This is a genomic window from Pseudomonas sp. H3_A02 (assembly GCF_054671965.1).
Genome location: NZ_CP162807.1, coordinates 2876377 through 2891416 on the forward strand (window position 1 = coordinate 2876377; position 15040 = coordinate 2891416).

15 protein-coding genes are annotated in these 15040 nt (G+C 62.0%); 5 read left to right on the forward strand and 10 right to left on the reverse strand.

Annotation, left to right across the window (positions count from 1 at the left end; genetic code table 11):
- Positions 1-65: 65 nt before the first annotated feature.
- Entirely contained in the window at positions 66-1064 is a 999-nt protein-coding gene (locus AB4N80_RS12720; RefSeq protein ID WP_460082271.1) for an AraC family transcriptional regulator, read from the reverse strand.
- Positions 1065-1396: 332 nt separating this feature from the next.
- Between AB4N80_RS12720 and AB4N80_RS12725 the strand changes: the two genes are divergently transcribed.
- On the forward strand, positions 1397-2749 hold the full coding sequence (locus tag AB4N80_RS12725; RefSeq protein ID WP_122569247.1) for a dicarboxylate/amino acid:cation symporter: 1353 nt from the start codon (positions 1397-1399) through the stop codon (positions 2747-2749).
- Between the two features lie 327 nt (positions 2750-3076).
- Positions 3077-4258 (forward strand): CaiB/BaiF CoA transferase family protein, encoded by a 1182-nt coding sequence (locus AB4N80_RS12730; RefSeq protein WP_122569246.1) that lies wholly within the window; start codon positions 3077-3079, stop codon positions 4256-4258.
- 121 nt (positions 4259-4379) lie between these two features.
- Here AB4N80_RS12730 and AB4N80_RS12735 read toward each other — a convergent pair whose 3' ends face one another.
- Together AB4N80_RS12735 and AB4N80_RS12740 are read right to left on the reverse strand one after the other, a co-directional pair.
- Positions 4380-4874, reverse strand: coding sequence for a SprT family zinc-dependent metalloprotease (locus AB4N80_RS12735; protein ID WP_460082276.1), 495 nt, complete (start codon positions 4872-4874; stop codon positions 4380-4382).
- 148 nt (positions 4875-5022) lie between these two features.
- The gene (locus AB4N80_RS12740) at positions 5023-5625 is read right to left on the reverse strand and encodes a Yip1 family protein (RefSeq protein ID WP_039591896.1); all 603 of its coding nucleotides are present in this window, start codon (positions 5623-5625) and stop codon (positions 5023-5025) included.
- Positions 5626-6040: 415 nt separating this feature from the next.
- Between AB4N80_RS12740 and ttcA the strand changes: the two genes are divergently transcribed.
- Together ttcA and AB4N80_RS12750 are read left to right on the forward strand one after the other, a co-directional pair.
- Positions 6041-6865, forward strand: coding sequence for a tRNA 2-thiocytidine(32) synthetase TtcA (gene ttcA, locus AB4N80_RS12745; protein WP_003204698.1), 825 nt, complete (start codon positions 6041-6043; stop codon positions 6863-6865).
- Between the two features lie 64 nt (positions 6866-6929).
- The gene (locus AB4N80_RS12750; RefSeq protein ID WP_460082279.1) at positions 6930-7604 is read left to right on the forward strand and encodes a DNA-3-methyladenine glycosylase I; all 675 of its coding nucleotides are present in this window, start codon (positions 6930-6932) and stop codon (positions 7602-7604) included.
- 98 nt (positions 7605-7702) lie between these two features.
- On the opposite strand, the gene AB4N80_RS12755 is transcribed toward AB4N80_RS12750, so the two are convergent.
- From AB4N80_RS12755 to arsC, 3 genes are read right to left on the reverse strand one after another with little or no spacing between them, the layout of a single operon-like run.
- A complete protein-coding gene (locus tag AB4N80_RS12755) occupies positions 7703-8128 on the reverse strand; it encodes a DUF2069 domain-containing protein (RefSeq protein ID WP_460082282.1) in 426 nt (141 codons plus the stop codon).
- Complete coding sequence (gene wrbA, locus AB4N80_RS12760; RefSeq protein WP_014339762.1) at positions 8121-8726, reverse strand: NAD(P)H:quinone oxidoreductase; 606 nt, start codon at positions 8724-8726, stop codon at positions 8121-8123. Before wrbA ends, AB4N80_RS12755 begins: the two co-directional genes overlap by 8 nt.
- Positions 8723-9076: an arsenate reductase (glutaredoxin) gene (arsC, locus tag AB4N80_RS12765; RefSeq protein ID WP_460082285.1), complete on the reverse strand. Its 354-nt coding sequence runs from the start codon at positions 9074-9076 to the stop codon at positions 8723-8725. The genes wrbA and arsC overlap by 4 nt, the downstream gene beginning before the upstream one ends.
- A gap of 114 nt (positions 9077-9190) precedes the next feature.
- Here arsC and AB4N80_RS12770 point away from each other — a divergent pair, with 114 nt between their 5' ends.
- Complete coding sequence (locus AB4N80_RS12770; RefSeq protein ID WP_460082288.1) at positions 9191-9658, forward strand: TlpA disulfide reductase family protein; 468 nt, start codon at positions 9191-9193, stop codon at positions 9656-9658.
- 201 nt (positions 9659-9859) lie between these two features.
- On the opposite strand, the gene AB4N80_RS12775 is transcribed toward AB4N80_RS12770, so the two are convergent.
- The 4 genes from AB4N80_RS12775 to AB4N80_RS12790 all read right to left on the reverse strand — a co-directional run bounded on the left by AB4N80_RS12775 (position 9860) and on the right by AB4N80_RS12790 (position 14829).
- Complete coding sequence (locus tag AB4N80_RS12775) at positions 9860-10264, reverse strand: META domain-containing protein (protein ID WP_060741057.1); 405 nt, start codon at positions 10262-10264, stop codon at positions 9860-9862.
- Complete coding sequence (locus AB4N80_RS12780) at positions 10264-10698, reverse strand: hypothetical protein (protein WP_122569240.1); 435 nt, start codon at positions 10696-10698, stop codon at positions 10264-10266. The genes AB4N80_RS12775 and AB4N80_RS12780 overlap by 1 nt, the downstream gene beginning before the upstream one ends.
- A gap of 209 nt (positions 10699-10907) precedes the next feature.
- Positions 10908-11897 carry a 2-hydroxyacid dehydrogenase gene (locus tag AB4N80_RS12785; RefSeq protein WP_122569239.1) on the reverse strand — a complete coding sequence of 330 codons (990 nt, stop codon included), beginning with the start codon at positions 11895-11897 and terminating at the stop codon, positions 10908-10910.
- Positions 11898-12078: 181 nt separating this feature from the next.
- Positions 12079-14829, reverse strand: a complete 2751-nt coding sequence (locus AB4N80_RS12790) for a response regulator (RefSeq protein WP_122569238.1) — start codon at positions 14827-14829, stop codon at positions 12079-12081.
- Between the last annotated feature and the right edge of the window lie 211 nt (positions 14830-15040).

Genomic DNA, 15040 nt, shown 5'->3' on the forward strand with positions numbered 1-15040 from the left:
CTCACAAATCCCCTGTGGGAGCGAGCTTGCTCGCGATGAGGCCAGTCAGCACACCACAAAAACAGTCAGTTCTCCATCGCCCGATAAGCCCCCGGCGTCAGCCCCGTCCACTTCTTGAACGCCCGGTGAAACGCCGACGGTTCGGAGAACCCCAACTGCTCGGCGATCTGCTGCAACGACAGCTCCGCACGCCCCAGATGGTAGATGGCGATATCCCGCCGCAGTTGATCCTTGAGTTCCTGGAAGCTGGTACCTTCTTCCCGCAGATGCCGGCGCAAGGTCTGCGGGCTGATGTGCAAATGAGCGGCGACGGTGTCCAGGTCGGGCCAGCGCGCCGTGTCACGGCTGAGCAGGCGGCGCAGTTGGCTGCTCAGGCTGTGGCCATCGTCCGGGCGTGACAAGAGGTCGGCGGGGGAGTGTTCGAGGAAATGCTTGAGGGTGCGTTCGTCCTGCAACAGCGGCATGTCCAGGTAGCGGCTGTGGAACAACAGGCTGCTGCCGGGCGTGTCGAACACCAGCGGGTAGGGGAACAATAAGTCGTATTCGGCCCCGTGGGCGGGCTTGGCGTAGCCGAAAGTCACCTGTTCCAGGCCGATCCGCTGGCCGATCAGCCAACTGGCGAGGCGATGCCAGACCACCAGCAGGCTTTCAGTCAGGAAGTGATCGGGGTCCCACAGCGTCGAGTCGTCCAGCACCAGCCGCACCCGTTCGCCTTCGGTTTCCAGCGTCAGGCGCGGGGCGTCGGGGAACAGGCTGTAGAACAGCAAGCCGCGCTGAAGGGCCTTGCCCAGGGTCCGACAGTGGATCAACGCGTGACACATCATGGCAAACGTCCCGGGTTTACTCGCCGCCCGGCCGAATCCCAGGTATTCGTCCTCCATTCCCAACCACAGGGCTTGCAACAGGCGGGCGAACTGCTCCGGCGCAATTCGCGCACGCGGCTCATCCAAAAGCTCGGGGCTGATGCCCAGCTGTTGCAGCAAGGGAAAGTAGTCGAAGTCTTGCCGACGCGCACCGCCCAAGGCGGCACGGGCGAAGTGGCTGGCAATCGTGCGTTGGCGCATGGCAGAAATCCGTCCGTTAAGCGGGCGATGGTAGCAGGGGGACGAGGTGGAACAAGGCGGAAATCCGCCAAATCCCGGAGCGGTAAACAACCTGCGGGCGGAAATCCGCCACTCTTCACCTTCCTGTTTAATCCCTGATGAATCCGCGAACCCTTCTGTAATCACGGCTGTAGGGCTTTTCAAAAAAATGGCACGGGCCTTGCGATACAGCTTGCAGGTCTGCCGCGTGCAGCCGAAAAAAACAAATCCCTCCAGTGCAGGAGGGTTCGCAATTGAGGTGCCGTGGACGACAGGTGGAAGTCGTCATGCGGGACTCTTGAGGAAGGTTTGCCATGACGACTCGTCAGCCACTGTACAAATCCCTGTATTTCCAGGTGATCGTAGCCATTGCCATCGGTATTTTGCTCGGCCACTTCTACCCGCAGACCGGTGTTGCCCTCAAGCCATTCGGCGACGGGTTCATCAAGTTGATCAAAATGGTCATCGCCCCCATCATCTTCTGTACCGTCGTCAGTGGTATCGGCGGCATGCAGAACATGAAATCGGTGGGCAAGACTGGCGGCTACGCGCTGCTGTACTTCGAAATCGTTTCCACCATTGCCCTGCTGATCGGCCTGGTCGTGGTCAACGTCGTGCAACCGGGCGCCGGCATGCACATCGACGTGTCGACCCTGGACACCAGCAAGATCGCCGGTTTCATCTCGGCCAGTAAAGACCAGAGCATCATCGCCTTCGTTCTCAACGTGATCCCGAACACCATCGTGGGGGCGTTCGCCAACGGCGACATCCTGCAAGTGCTGATGTTCTCGGTGCTCTTCGGTTTCGCCCTGCATCGCCTGGGTGCCTACGGCAAGCCGGTGCTGGACTTCATCGATCGCTTCGCCCACGTGATGTTCATCATCATCAACATGATCATGAAGCTGGCGCCTATCGGTGCGTTCGGTGCCATGGCCTTCACCATCGGCGCCTACGGTGTTGGTTCGCTGGTGCAACTGGGCCAGTTGATGATCTGCTTCTACATCACTTGCGTGGTGTTCGTGCTGGTGGTCCTGGGCGCCATCTGCCGCGCCCACGGCTTCAGCGTCGTCAAGCTGATCCGCTACATCCGTGAAGAACTGCTGATCGTGCTGGGTACTTCCTCTTCGGAATCGGCCCTGCCTCGCATGCTGATCAAGATGGAACGCCTGGGTGCCAAGAAGTCGGTCGTAGGCCTGGTCATCCCGACTGGCTACTCGTTCAACCTCGACGGTACTTCGATCTACCTGACCATGGCTGCGGTGTTCATTGCCCAGGCCACCGACACCCCAATGGACCTGACTCACCAGATCACCCTGCTGCTGGTGCTGCTGCTGTCGTCCAAAGGTGCGGCTGGCGTGACCGGTAGCGGCTTCATCGTACTGGCGGCCACCCTGTCGGCCGTGGGCACCTTGCCGGTGGCCGGCCTGGCACTGATCCTGGGTATCGACCGCTTCATGTCCGAAGCTCGCGCCCTGACCAACCTGGTGGGCAACGCCGTCGCCACGATCGTGGTTGCCAAGTGGGTCAAGGAGCTGGACGAAGACCAGTTGCAGACTGAGTTGGCTTCCGGTGGTCGTGGTATCTCCGATGTCCGTGAAGACGACGAGCAGATCGCGGCGGCGCAGATTGCAGCGGCTGAAACCTCTGCTCCAGGCGCTGTGAGGTAATCTTCAGGCTGCAATAAAAAACCCGCTTCGGCGGGTTTTTTATTGCGCCTCGTTTTTCAGGCGAGAGTGTTTTTGTGGTGAGAGCGCTTTTGTGGCTAGGGGATTTATCCCCGCAGGGCTACGCAGTAGCCCCCTGCGTCTGATCCGACACACTAGGTGGCAGATGAATCCTGGGGCCGCTTCGCAGCCCAGCGGGGATAAATCCCCTCGCCACAAAGAAATCCGTACCTGCCTTGAGCGCAATGGTCATCCCTTGTGACACCTGTGGTAATTGCCCCACCGCCAACCCCTGCCTAGTCTTTCACCATCACCCCTCGGAGATCGCCCATGCAAGGCCCACTGGCATCGCTCAAGGTTCTGGACTTCTCGACCCTGCTGCCTGGTCCGTTCGCCTCGCTGTTGCTGGCGGACATGGGGGCCGAGGTGTTGCGCATCGAGTCGCCGACTCGCCAGGACTTGCTGCGGGTGCTGCCGCCCCATGACCAGGGTGTATCGGCCAGCCATGCCTATCTCAACCGCAACAAGCGCAGCCTGGCCCTGGACCTCAAGCAGCCGGAAGCGTTGGAGGTGATCACGCAATTGCTGGGGGACTACGACATCCTGCTGGAACAGTTCCGCCCCGGCGTGATGGAGCGGCTCGGCCTGGGATACGAAGCCTTGAAAGCCATCAATCCGCGGCTGATCTACGTGTCGATCACCGGCTACGGCCAGACCGGGCCCTATAAGGACCGCGCCGGTCACGACATCAACTACCTGGCCCTGGCGGGGCTGGCCAGCCACACCGGTCGTGCCGGCAGCGGGCCGTTGCCGCTGGGCATCCAGGCGGCGGACATCGCCGGTGGTTCGTTGCACGGGGTGATCGGGCTGTTGGCAGCGGTCATCGCCCGTCAGCAGACCGGCCAGGGGCAGCACCTGGACGTGAGCATGACTGACTGCGTATTCAGCCTCAACGCTATGGCCGGTGCCGGTTATCTGGCCTGTGGTGTGGAACCGGGGTGGGAAAACCAGATGCTCAACGGCGGCAGCTTCTACGACTATTACCGCACCCGCGATGGTCGCTGGATGTCGGTGGGCAGCCTGGAACCTTCCTTCATGCAGGCGCTGTGCGAGGCCTTGGGGCGGCCGGAACTGGCGGCACAAGGGTTGTCGCCCAAGCCTGAGCAACAACAGGCCCTGAAGCAGGCGTTGCAAACCGAGTTCGAGAAGCATGATTTTGCCGAGCTGTGCAGCTTGTTTGCGGGGATCGATGCCTGCGTCGAGCCGGTGCTGAGCCTCGAGGAAGCTGTGCAGCATCCGCAGTTGCAGGCTCGGGAGCTGGTGACACGGGTGCCCCGAGGGGATGGTTCGAACCAGGCGCAGATGGCCTGTCCATTGAAGTTTTCCGAAGGATTGCCCGAGCCTCGGCATATTGGTGCGGGGCTGGGGGCACATACGGATCAGGTGTTGGGGGAATTGGGGATCAGCGTGGAGCGGATCGAAGCGTTGCGTAAGCGTGGGGTGGTTTTGTAGCGCCTGTCAGGCCGTCATCGCGAGCAAGCTCGCTCCCCCAGGGGGGGGTGTGAACACCGCAGACCCAATGTGGGAGCGAGCTTGCTCGCGATGAGGCCAGTCCAAACACTACAAAGAATGGCTACTCGACCCTGGTCTCCCCACTGAACACCAAGGTATTGCGACAGCTACGGCACAAATACCGTCGCCCCTGGCGCACCAGGCTGTGGCGCTGGGCCGAGAACGGGAAGTCGCTGCCGTCGCAAGGGCACTTGTAGATGTAGCGGGTCACGCTGCGGCGTTTGATTTCGTAGGTGTGGCAACGGTTGGGCGGCAGTTCGTACACCCCACGCATGATCAGTTGCCATTCTTCGCCATGGGGCTGGATATGTTCGCCAAACAGTTGGTGGGCGATCAGGTGCGCGACTTCGTGGGCGACGGTCTGCTTGAGGAAGTCTTCGGCGTTTTCCCGGTACAACTGTGGGTTGAAGCGCAGCAGATTTTCATGCAGGTGCGCGACACCGGCCTTCTGGCCGCGCAATTTGAAGCTGACCACAGGGCGTTTGAAAGGACGTTTGAAAAAGGATTCAGCTTGTTGGTAACACTCTTCGACGCGGGTATTGAGTTGCTCGAGCATGCTTTACGGGTCTCCAGAAGCCCGAGTATGCCGCAAGCGTCGGCCGTTGCGAATCGTCCAGGCGCCCAGTGGTCGTTTCAAACACAGGAAGGCCGCCTTGCGGCGGCCTGTGTCGGCAGATCCTGTTTTTTTATTGGCGGGCACTACTTCAATTGGTATAGACCGGGCCGACGCCCAGCCCCCAGACGATCACCGTGAACGCCATGATGGCCACCAGCACCACCAGGCCGACGGCGAGCACCGAACTGGAAAACAGAAAGCCTTCGTCCTGGGGAATGTTCATGAACGTTGGCAGCCCTACATACAGCAGGTAGACGGTGTAGCAGATTGCCGCCGTGCCGACGATCATCCCCAGCCACATGTGCGGGTAGAGCGCCGCCAGGCCGCCGATGAACAAAGGTGTCGCGGTGTAGGTGGCGAACGCGACGCAACGGGCCAGGCTCGGGTTGGCGTCGTAGGTGCGAGCCATCCAGTGGATGAAGGCGCCCATGACCGCCACGCCGCCCAACATGGCCAGGTACGACATGATGGTCATCCACAGCGCGCTTTCCTGCGTGAGCATGACCGGTGGACGATTGCCGATGACCCATCCCACCTGCGTGGTGCCGATGAACGCCGAAACCGCGGGAATGGCCGCCAGGATCAGCGTGTGGGTGAGGTACATGTGGCTGATGCTTTCCTCCTGATCGCCACGGATTTCTTTCCATTCTTGATCAGGGTGGGTAAAGAGCCCCACGACATGATGGATCATAGTCAGTCACTCCTTTGTTATTGCCATCGCCCCCCAACGGAGCGCCTACGGGCCAAACGGCCAAGTAAGTGAAGGTCTGGATAATGTGTGCGACCTTATGTCGCAGTATAGAAAGGAGTTACCCCGAGGGGGATGGGGGGCTTAGAGCAAATCGCGCTGTAGGCAAGGGTGTTAATCGCCGATGGGTCTGTACATAACTGTTGGCAACGAAATTCACTTTGTGGCGAGGCGATTGTGGGAGCAAGGCTTGCCCGCGATGGCAGCGATGCGGTCTTTCAGAAACCGAGGCATCTGCTTCGCGAGCAAGCTTTGCTCCCACAATCTTGACCACAACAGTGGTGCATCAACCCTTCGCCGACGGCGGGTTTTTTGCGTAAAATGCCGGCCTTTCGTCACACCTCACGGATTTCGCGTCATGGGCACTCTTACGGTCAACCAGAACAAACTGCAAAAGCGCCTGCGCCGCCAGGCCGGTGAGGCGGTCGCCGATTTCAACATGATCGAGGACGGCGACAAGGTCATGGTCTGCCTGTCCGGCGGCAAGGACAGCTACACCTTGCTCGATGTGCTGATGCATTTGCAGAAGGTTGCGCCGATCAAGTTCGACATCGTCGCGGTGAACATGGACCAGAAGCAACCCGGGTTTCCCGAGCATGTGCTGCCGGCCTACCTCGAGTCGCTGGGCGTGGAATATCACATCGTCGAGAAAGACACCTATTCGGTGGTCAAGGAACTGATTCCCGAAGGCAAGACCACCTGTTCGCTGTGCTCACGCCTGCGGCGCGGCACGCTCTACACCTTCGCCGACGAGATCGGTGCGACCAAGATGGCCCTGGGTCACCACCGCGACGACATCGTCGAGACCTTCTTCCTGAACATGTTCTACAACGGCTCGCTCAAGGCCATGCCGCCCAAGCTGCGGGCCGATGACGGGCGCAACGTGGTGATCCGCCCGCTGGCTTATTGCAGCGAGAAAGACATCCAGGCCTACTCGGATTTCAAGCAGTTCCCGATCATCCCCTGCAACCTGTGCGGCTCCCAGGAAAACCTGCAACGCCAGGTGGTCAAGGAGATGCTCCAGGAGTGGGAACGCAAGACCCCGGGCCGTACCGAGAGCATTTTCCGCGGCTTGCAGAACGTCATTCCGTCGCAATTGGCGGACCGCAACCTGTTCGACTTCACGAACCTGCGCATCGACGAGAACGCCACGCCGCGGTTCGTCAATGTGGTGAATCTCTGACTCTACCGATAGTTATTACGGCGCTTTCAAGCGCCGTTTTCATTTTTAACCCCCAGGAGAGGGCATGCGCGATTACAAGTGGCTGCACGAGTATTGTCTGAACCGCTTCGGTTCGGCGGCTGAACTGGAAGCCCGTCTGCCGGTGCCCAAGACCCCGGCGCAACTGCGCAAGATCAGCGACGACCGCTACCTCTCCACCATGGCGCTGCGGATCTTCCGCGCCGGGCTCAAGCACAGCCTGGTGGACGCCAAATGGCCGGCCTTCGAAGAGGTGTTCTTCAAGTTCGACCCGGAGAAAGTCGTGCTGATGGGCGCCGAGCACCTGGAGCGATTGATGCAGGATACGCGGATCATCCGCCACCTGGGCAAGCTCAAGAGCGTGCCGCGCAACGCGCAAATGATCCTGGACGTGGCCCATGAAAAGGGCAGCTTCGGCGCGCTGGTCGCCGACTGGCCGGTGACTGACATCGTCGGCCTGTGGACCTACCTGAAAAAACACGGCCATCAGTTGGGCGGCCAGTCGGCACCGCGCTACCTGCGAATGATGGGCAAGGACACCTTCTCGCCCAGTTATGACGTGGTGGCGGCGCTCAATGCCCAGGACATCATCGACAAAGTCCCCACCAGCCAGCGGGACCTGGCGACGGTGCAGGGTGCCTTCAACCAATGGCATGAAGAGAGTGGTGGGCGGCCGATGTCGCAGATTTCGATGATGCTGGCTTATACAGTGAATCATTGAGACTGCGTCGCGGCCATCGCGAGCAAGCTCGCTCCCACAGGGGATTTCGGCGTTTACAAATCCAGTGTGGGAGCGAGCTTGCTCGCGATAGCGGTGTATCAGGCGACGGAGATCTCTCCCTCGCCCGCCAACCGCCGGTTCAACTGAAACCGCCAACGCACATACAGCAGGGCCGAGCAGAACACCGCCACGCTCGCCGCCATTTCCAGCACGCCGAACAGTTGCCGGTTCGGGTCATAGGCCGCCAGCGCGCCCTTGATGAAATACAAATTCACCACGAAGCACATCCACGAGTGTCCACGGGCGCTGCCGCTGAGCATGCCGGGCGCGAGTATCAGCAGCGGCACCAGTTCGATCAGCAGAATCACCCAAGGCCGTGCGCCGTGCAGATCGGCGATCAGCAGGTAGTAGGCGCTGAGCAACCCCACCAGGCCGAAAAAGCACAGCAGGCTGAGGACGCGGGCGATGCGTACGCGCGGTTCCAGCCATTGGATCGAAGGCAGGATCTTCGGCTTCTTAGCCACGGCCGTTCTCCAGCAGCAGGGCGGTTTTCGCCAGGCGCGAACCCAAGGCGCGGCACAGGGCGACTTCATGTTCGTTCAAGCCGCTTTTACCGTCAGCCCCGGCATGATGGCTCGGGCCGTAGGGCGTACCGCCGCCCTGGGTGTCGATCAGGGCCGATTCGCTGTAGGGCAGGCCGGTGATCAGCATGCCGTGGTGCAACAGCGGCAGCATCATCGACAGCAGGGTGGTTTCCTGGCCGCCGTGCAGGCTCGCGGTGGAGGTGAATACCCCGGCCGGTTTACCCACCAGCGCGCCGGTCAGCCACAGGTTGCTGGTGCCGTCGAGAAAGTACTTGAGCGGCGCCGCCATGTTGCCGAACCGGGTCGGGCTGCCCAGGGCCAGGCCGGCGCAGTTTTTCAGGTCGTCGAGGCTGGCGTAGAGCGGGCCTTGCTCAGGAATGTCCGGGGACACCGCTTCGCACTCGGCGGAAATCGCCGGCACCGTACGCAGCCTGGCTTCCAGCCCAGCCTGTTCGACACCCCGGGCGATTTGCCGGGCCATTTCGTTGGTGGAGCCGCTGCGGCTGTAATACAGCACCAGGATGTACGGCGTGGTCACGGCAGGATCTCCAGGATCTTTTCCGGCGGACGGCCGATCACGGCCTTTTCACCGGCTTCCAGAATCGGCCGCTCCATGAGTTTCGGGTGGGCGGCGATGGCCGCGATCAACTGGGCCTGGCTCAGGCTTTCGTCGGCCAGGTTCAGGTCTTTGTATTCATCTTCGCCGGTGCGCAGCAATTGCCGGGCGCTGATGCCGAGCTTGCCCAGCAGGCGTTCCAGTTGCGCGGCGTCGAGCGGGGTTTCCAGGTAGCGGACCACGGTGGGCGTCAGGCCACGGGCCTCCAACAGTTCCAGCGCACCGCGGGATTTCGAGCAGCGCGGGTTGTGATAAAGCGTCAGATCGGTCATGAGCGGGTCGCATCTTGCGTAAGGTGGAGGCTATTCTACTGTGCCGCGAAGTCCCTAGCACCTTAGAGAGGCGACGGGTCGCGGCAGCGCTCACATTCAGACAAGGATTGGTACATGACAAGGCGATTGATGGCGGCACTGACATTCATCGGCATTTTGTTGCTCGCTGGCTGCGGGAACGACTACGGGGTGGATCAGAACGGTCAGGCCATCGCTTCGCAGCGGCTGGACAAGCAATGGCTGGTGCTCAACTACTGGGCGGAATGGTGCGCGCCGTGCCGCACCGAAATCCCGGAATTCAATGCCCTGGCCGAACAGCTCAAGGGGCGCAACGTCGGCGTGTTCGGGGTCAACTTCGACCAGGTGCAGGGCGAAGAGCTCAAGAGCGCCAGCGACAAGATGGGGATTCGCTTCACGGTATTGGCGAGGGATCCGGCCGAGATCTTCGACCTGCCGCGCAGCGAAGGGCTGCCGGTGACTTACATCATCGACAACCAGGGCAAGGTGCGCGAACAGTTGCTGGGGGAGCAGACGGCGGCGGGAGTGATGGCCAGGCTTGAGGCGTTGCAAGCGCTTAAATAGCAGATGGTGGCGAGGGAGCAGGCCTCCCCTATTGGAGCGGACACTTTGTGGCGAGGGGATTTATCCCCGCTGGGGCGCGAAGCGGCCCCAAGATCTATTTGCCACTGCGGTGTGTCAGACGGAGCGCAGGGGGGCTGCTACGCAGCCCAGCGGGGATAAATCCCCTCGCCACAGGGGGCTTTGGCACACTCGGGAATAGCCTCAGCCCTCTTCCAGCCACCACCGCAGCGGCTTGCCCTGGGCCGGCCAGAAGCGCATCTGTTCGATGGGCGAGATGTCCCAGCGTTCGACCTTTTCCAGTGCCTGCAAGAAGCGCGTCTCCTGCTCCATCAACGCCGGGGCGCAGAGCTTGCGGGTGCTGCCGATCTTGCCGAAGCTCAAGCGATGGCCTTCCAAGGTGTAGGGCGCGAACCAGTGGTTGCAGCCGCCGTTGCCATAGGCCCGGCCGTCATCCCCAAGGGTGATGGTCAGGTGGCTGTAGTCCATCAATGGCCGCTCACCGATCCACTCCAGGATGTAGCTGCGGTTATGTTGCAGTTGCACAGGTTCAGCGGCACACCCCATCAGGCTCATGCCGATCGACGCGGACAGGGCCAAACGTTTCATCAGGCGGCTTCCTGGCAGGTCGGGCACAGGTGTTTTTCACCCACGGTGGTCCAGCCCAGTTCGGCGATTCGTGCGGTGGCGGCCGTTTTCTCGGCCTTGACGCCGAGCTTGGCATCGACGGCGAATTCGAAGCTCAGCGTCTTGGCGCAGCCGTCGCAGTTGACCTGCCAAGTGTGGATCGCCAGTTCGCCGAACACCGGACCGGTGGTCATGGCCGTCCATTGGCCCATGGGCTTGAGCAGGTGCCGCACGGTGTCCACGGTCAGGCGCATGGACAAGTCCTTGCTGCCCTTGAGCGTGACGAGCAATACATCGTTGGCCTGGATCGAACCGCCATTGCCGGTGACCTGGTAGCGGCCCGGCGCCAGGGCACGGACTTCGGTCAAGGTGTGCTGCGGGTTCATCAGGGTGTAGCGGAAATCGTGTTCGGCCATGGGTCCTCCAAATAGGCGCGACATGCTAGCACGGGGCATGGCTGGGGATGGTCTCGATGGTGGGGATCTGGAGATCAGGCCGACGAAACTCCATCCCCTGTGGGAGCGAGCTTGCTCGCGATGGCAGTGTGTCAGTCAACATTGAGGCCGGCTAATGCACCGCTATCGCGAGCAAGCTCGCTCCCACAGGGGGTGTGCTAGCTCAAGGTTTAGCCATCTACCAGGTTCTGTGGCGTGCCAGCCGCCCAGGCGGCGATGTTGTCCAGGGTGGTCATGGCAATGGCGGCCAACGCTTCATGGGTCAGGAACGCCTGGTGGGCGGTGACGATCACGTTGGGAAAGGTCAGCAGCCGTGCCAACACGTCATCCTGTAGGGGCAGGTCGGAGCGGTCCTTGAAAAACAACTGGGCTTCTTCCTCATACACATCCAGGCCCAGGTAGCCCAACTGGCCGCTTTTCAAGGCTTCGATCAGGGCCGGTGTGTCCACCAGGCCGCCACGCCCGGTATTGATCAGCATGGCGCCGCGTTGCATCGCGGCCAGGGTTTGGGCGTTGATCAGATGGCGGCTCTGTTCGTTCAGCGGGCAATGCAGGCTGATGATTTGCGCCTGCGCGAGCAGATCGACCAAGGGCAAGTAGCGGGCGCCCAAAGCTTCGACCTCTGGGTTGGGGTAGGGGTCGTAGGCCAGCAGCTGACAGCCGAAGCCGGCCATGATCCGCGCGAACGTGGCGCCGATCTGCCCGGTGCCGATCACGCCGACGGTCTTGCCCACCAGGTCGAACCCGGTCAACCCATGGAGGCTGAAATTGCCGTCCCGGGTGCGGTTGTAGGCACGGTGCAGGCAGCGATTGAGGGCCATGATCAACGCCACGGCATGTTCGGCCACGGCATGGGGCGAGTAGGCCGGGACTCGGACGATGCTCAAGCCAAGGCGCTTGGCGGCGAGCAGGTCGACATGGTTGTAGCCGGCCGAGCGCAGGGCGATCAGCCGCGTACCGCCTGCGGCCAACCGCTCCAGCACCGGGGCGCTGAGGTCGTCGTTGATGAAGGCGCACACCCCTTCATGCCGTTCGGCCAGGGCCACGGTGTCCAGGTTCAGGCGGGCGGGCTGGAAGTGCAATTGAAGGCCCGCGGGCGTCGGGGCCTGGGTGAAACTGTCGCGGTCGTAGGTCTGGCTGCTGAAAAAAATCACGCGCATGGCGGCCTCCTGGCAAAAAACAAACCCGTAGGAGCTGTCGAGCGAAGCGAGGCTGCGATCTTTCGCTTGCGATTCAATCGCCAGGGGTAAGATCGCAGCCTCGTTGCACTCGTCAGCTCCTACAGTCCGGGGTAGGAGCATGGATTTTCAGCGATTCCGGGTCCAGGGGTATTGCCCTGGATCAGGCACTGATACGCGCCTCGCTGGCCAGGCGGTTGATGGCACGCTCCAATTCTTCCAGGGCGACGGCAGCCTTGGGGTCCTGCTGCTTGAGCAGGGTTTCGCTGCGCTGGCAGGCCGCCCGCAATTGCGGCACGCCGCAGTAGCGAGTGGCACCGTGCAGGCGGTGGACCCGTTCGATCAGGGCGTTGTGATCGTTGGCCTCGCAGGCCTGGCGGATCGCCTCACGGTCGGCTTCCAGGGACGCCAGCAGCATCGCCAGCATGTCCGCTGCCAGGTCAGCCTTGCCAGCGGCCAAGCGCAAGCCTTCTTCGTGATCGAGCACCAACAGTTCGCTGCCACCCTGGGCATCGCTGCTGCGCTCCGGCGACTGGTTGCGCAGGGCCAGGCCAGTCCATTTGAGCACCACCTGGGCCAGTTGCCGTTCGCTGATGGGTTTGGTCAGGTAGTCGTCCATGCCGCTTTGCAGCAGGGCGCGTTTTTCGTTGGCCATGGCGTGGGCGGTGAGGGCGACGATGGGCAGCGGCGTGCAGTGCCGCTCGCTTTCCCACTGGCGGATCGCCTCGGTGCTCTGGCGACCGTCCATGCCGGGCATCTGCACGTCCATCAACACCAGGTCGAAGGTTTCCTTCTGCACGGCCTTGACCGCCGCGTAGCCGCTTTCCACCGCCAGCACCTTGGCGCCCATGTCTTCGAGCAGGGTCTGCACCAGCAGCAGGTTGGCCGGGTTGTCGTCCACGCACAGCACTTTCGGGGCACGGCTGGCAACCGGCTCGCTGGGTTCGCTGCGGGTCGGGCGCGGGTTGACCAGGTCGGACAGCGAGCGGCGCAACTTGCGGGTGCAGGCCGGCTTGGCCTGCAACTGACTGTGCGGGTTGGGCACCGAGAGGTGGTACAGCGTCTGCTCGGTGGTGGGGCACAGCACGAGCACTTTGCAGCCCAGGTGCTCAAGGTCCCAGATGTGCTGGTTGAGGCGCTCCGGCGGCATGTCGTTGCTGGTGATGCCCAGCACGGCCAGATCGATCGCCTGGTCGGTCTGGTGGGCGACGGTGATGCCGTTGGTCAGGCTCTCCAGGGTGTTGAACGGCGTCACTTGCAGGCCGCAGTCTTCGAGCTGGTGCTGCAAGGCCTGGCGGGCCAGTTCATGGTTCTCCAGTACCGCCACGCGCCGGCCCAGCAACGGCGGGCCGGGCAGGTCTTCGGCATCGTCACGGGTCTTGGGCAGGCGCAGGCTGATCCAGAACTCCGAGCCTTCCCCCGGTGTGCTATCGACGCCGATCTCGCCACCCATCTGTTCCACCAGGCGCTTGGAAATCACCAGGCCCAAGCCGGTGCCACCCGGTTGCCGCGATAGTGAGTTGTCAGCCTGGCTGAACGCTTGGAACAACGCCCGCACGTCCTGGCTGGACAGGCCGATGCCGGTGTCCTGGATGCTGATGCGCAACTGCACGCTGTCTTCGTGCTCGTCCTCGAGCATGGCCCGGGCGACGATGGTGCCCTCGCGGGTAAACTTGATGGCGTTGCTCACCAGGTTGGTGAGGATCTGCTTGAGGCGCAGTGGATCGCCCACCAGCGACAGCGGCGTGTCCCGATAGACCAAACTCACCAGTTCCAACTGCTTGGCGTGGGCGGCGGGGGCAAGGATGGTCAGGGTGTCCTGCAACAGGTCCCGCAGATTGAACGGAATACTGTCGAGCACCAGCTTGCCGGCCTCGATCTTCGAAAAGTCGAGGATTTCATTGATGATCCCCAGCAGGCTGTCGGCGGATTTCTCGATGGTGCCCAAGTAGTCGAGCTGGCGCGGGGTCAGTTCGCTTTTCTGCAACAGGTGGGTAAAACCGAGAATGCCGTTGAGCGGTGTGCGAATTTCATGGCTCATGTTTGCCAGGAACTCGGATTTGATCCGGCTCGCTTCCAGGGCTTCCTTGCGGGCAAGGTCCAGCTCGATGTTCTGGATCTCGATGGTTTCCAGGTTCTGGCGCACGTCTTCAGTGGCTTGGTCGATGCTGTGCTGCAATTCTTCCTGGGCGTTCTGCAAAGTGCTGGCCATGCGATTGATGCCCGAGGCCAGCTCGTCCAGCTCCTGGCTGCCCAGCGGTGGCAGGCGGGTTTCCAGGTGACCGTCCTTGAGTTGCGCCACGGCGTGCTTGATCTGGCTCAGCGGACGGTTGATCGTGCGCCCCATGCGCAGGGCCAGCAGCGCGGTCAGGCCCAGGCAGGCGGCGATCAACAGCAGGCTGGCGAACATACTGCGATAACCGCTTAGCAACATGCCGCTGTGGGACAACTCCAACTCGACCCAGCCCAGCAGGCGGTCGGTTTCTTCGGGAATCAGTTCGCCCGCCAGGTTGCGGTGCTTGCCGAATACCGGCAATAGATAACGCGTAGCGTCGTTGCCGGTGCGTTGCAGCAACTGCGCACTGTTGCCCTCCGGTGCCCGGTTGAGCATGGTCGGGCCGGCGTGGGCCAGCGGCGCGCGGTCGGGGGCGAGGAAGGTCACGGCGCGCACGTCCGTCTGTTCGAGAGACTGGGTGGCGATGCGCTCCAACAGATCGGTGTCCTGGCGGCTCATGGCCGGGGCGACCAGCGGGGCCAGTTGCTCGGCGATCATCTCGCCCCGTTGCAGCAATTGGGCGTGCAGGTCCGCTTGCTGCATCCAGGTGAAATAGCCGCCCAGGACCAGCGCCATCAGGCTGGTCGGCAACAGCGTGAGCAACAGCACACGGCCTTTGATTCCCAGTTTCTTGAGCACACTTGTCTCCTGCATCCAGCGGTCTGATTGAACTGTGCGCGCATCCGGCACGCACCACCTGCGCAGTGTAGCGATTTGCGGGCGGGGGATCTTTGTAAAATTTATGTCCGCTGTGCATCGGTAGTGCTGGGCAATGCCCACAGTGAAAGGCGGCGGTGACGTCTGAAGTCAATCTCGTAGTTGACCGTAGGCAACATCCGAGCATGTGTCG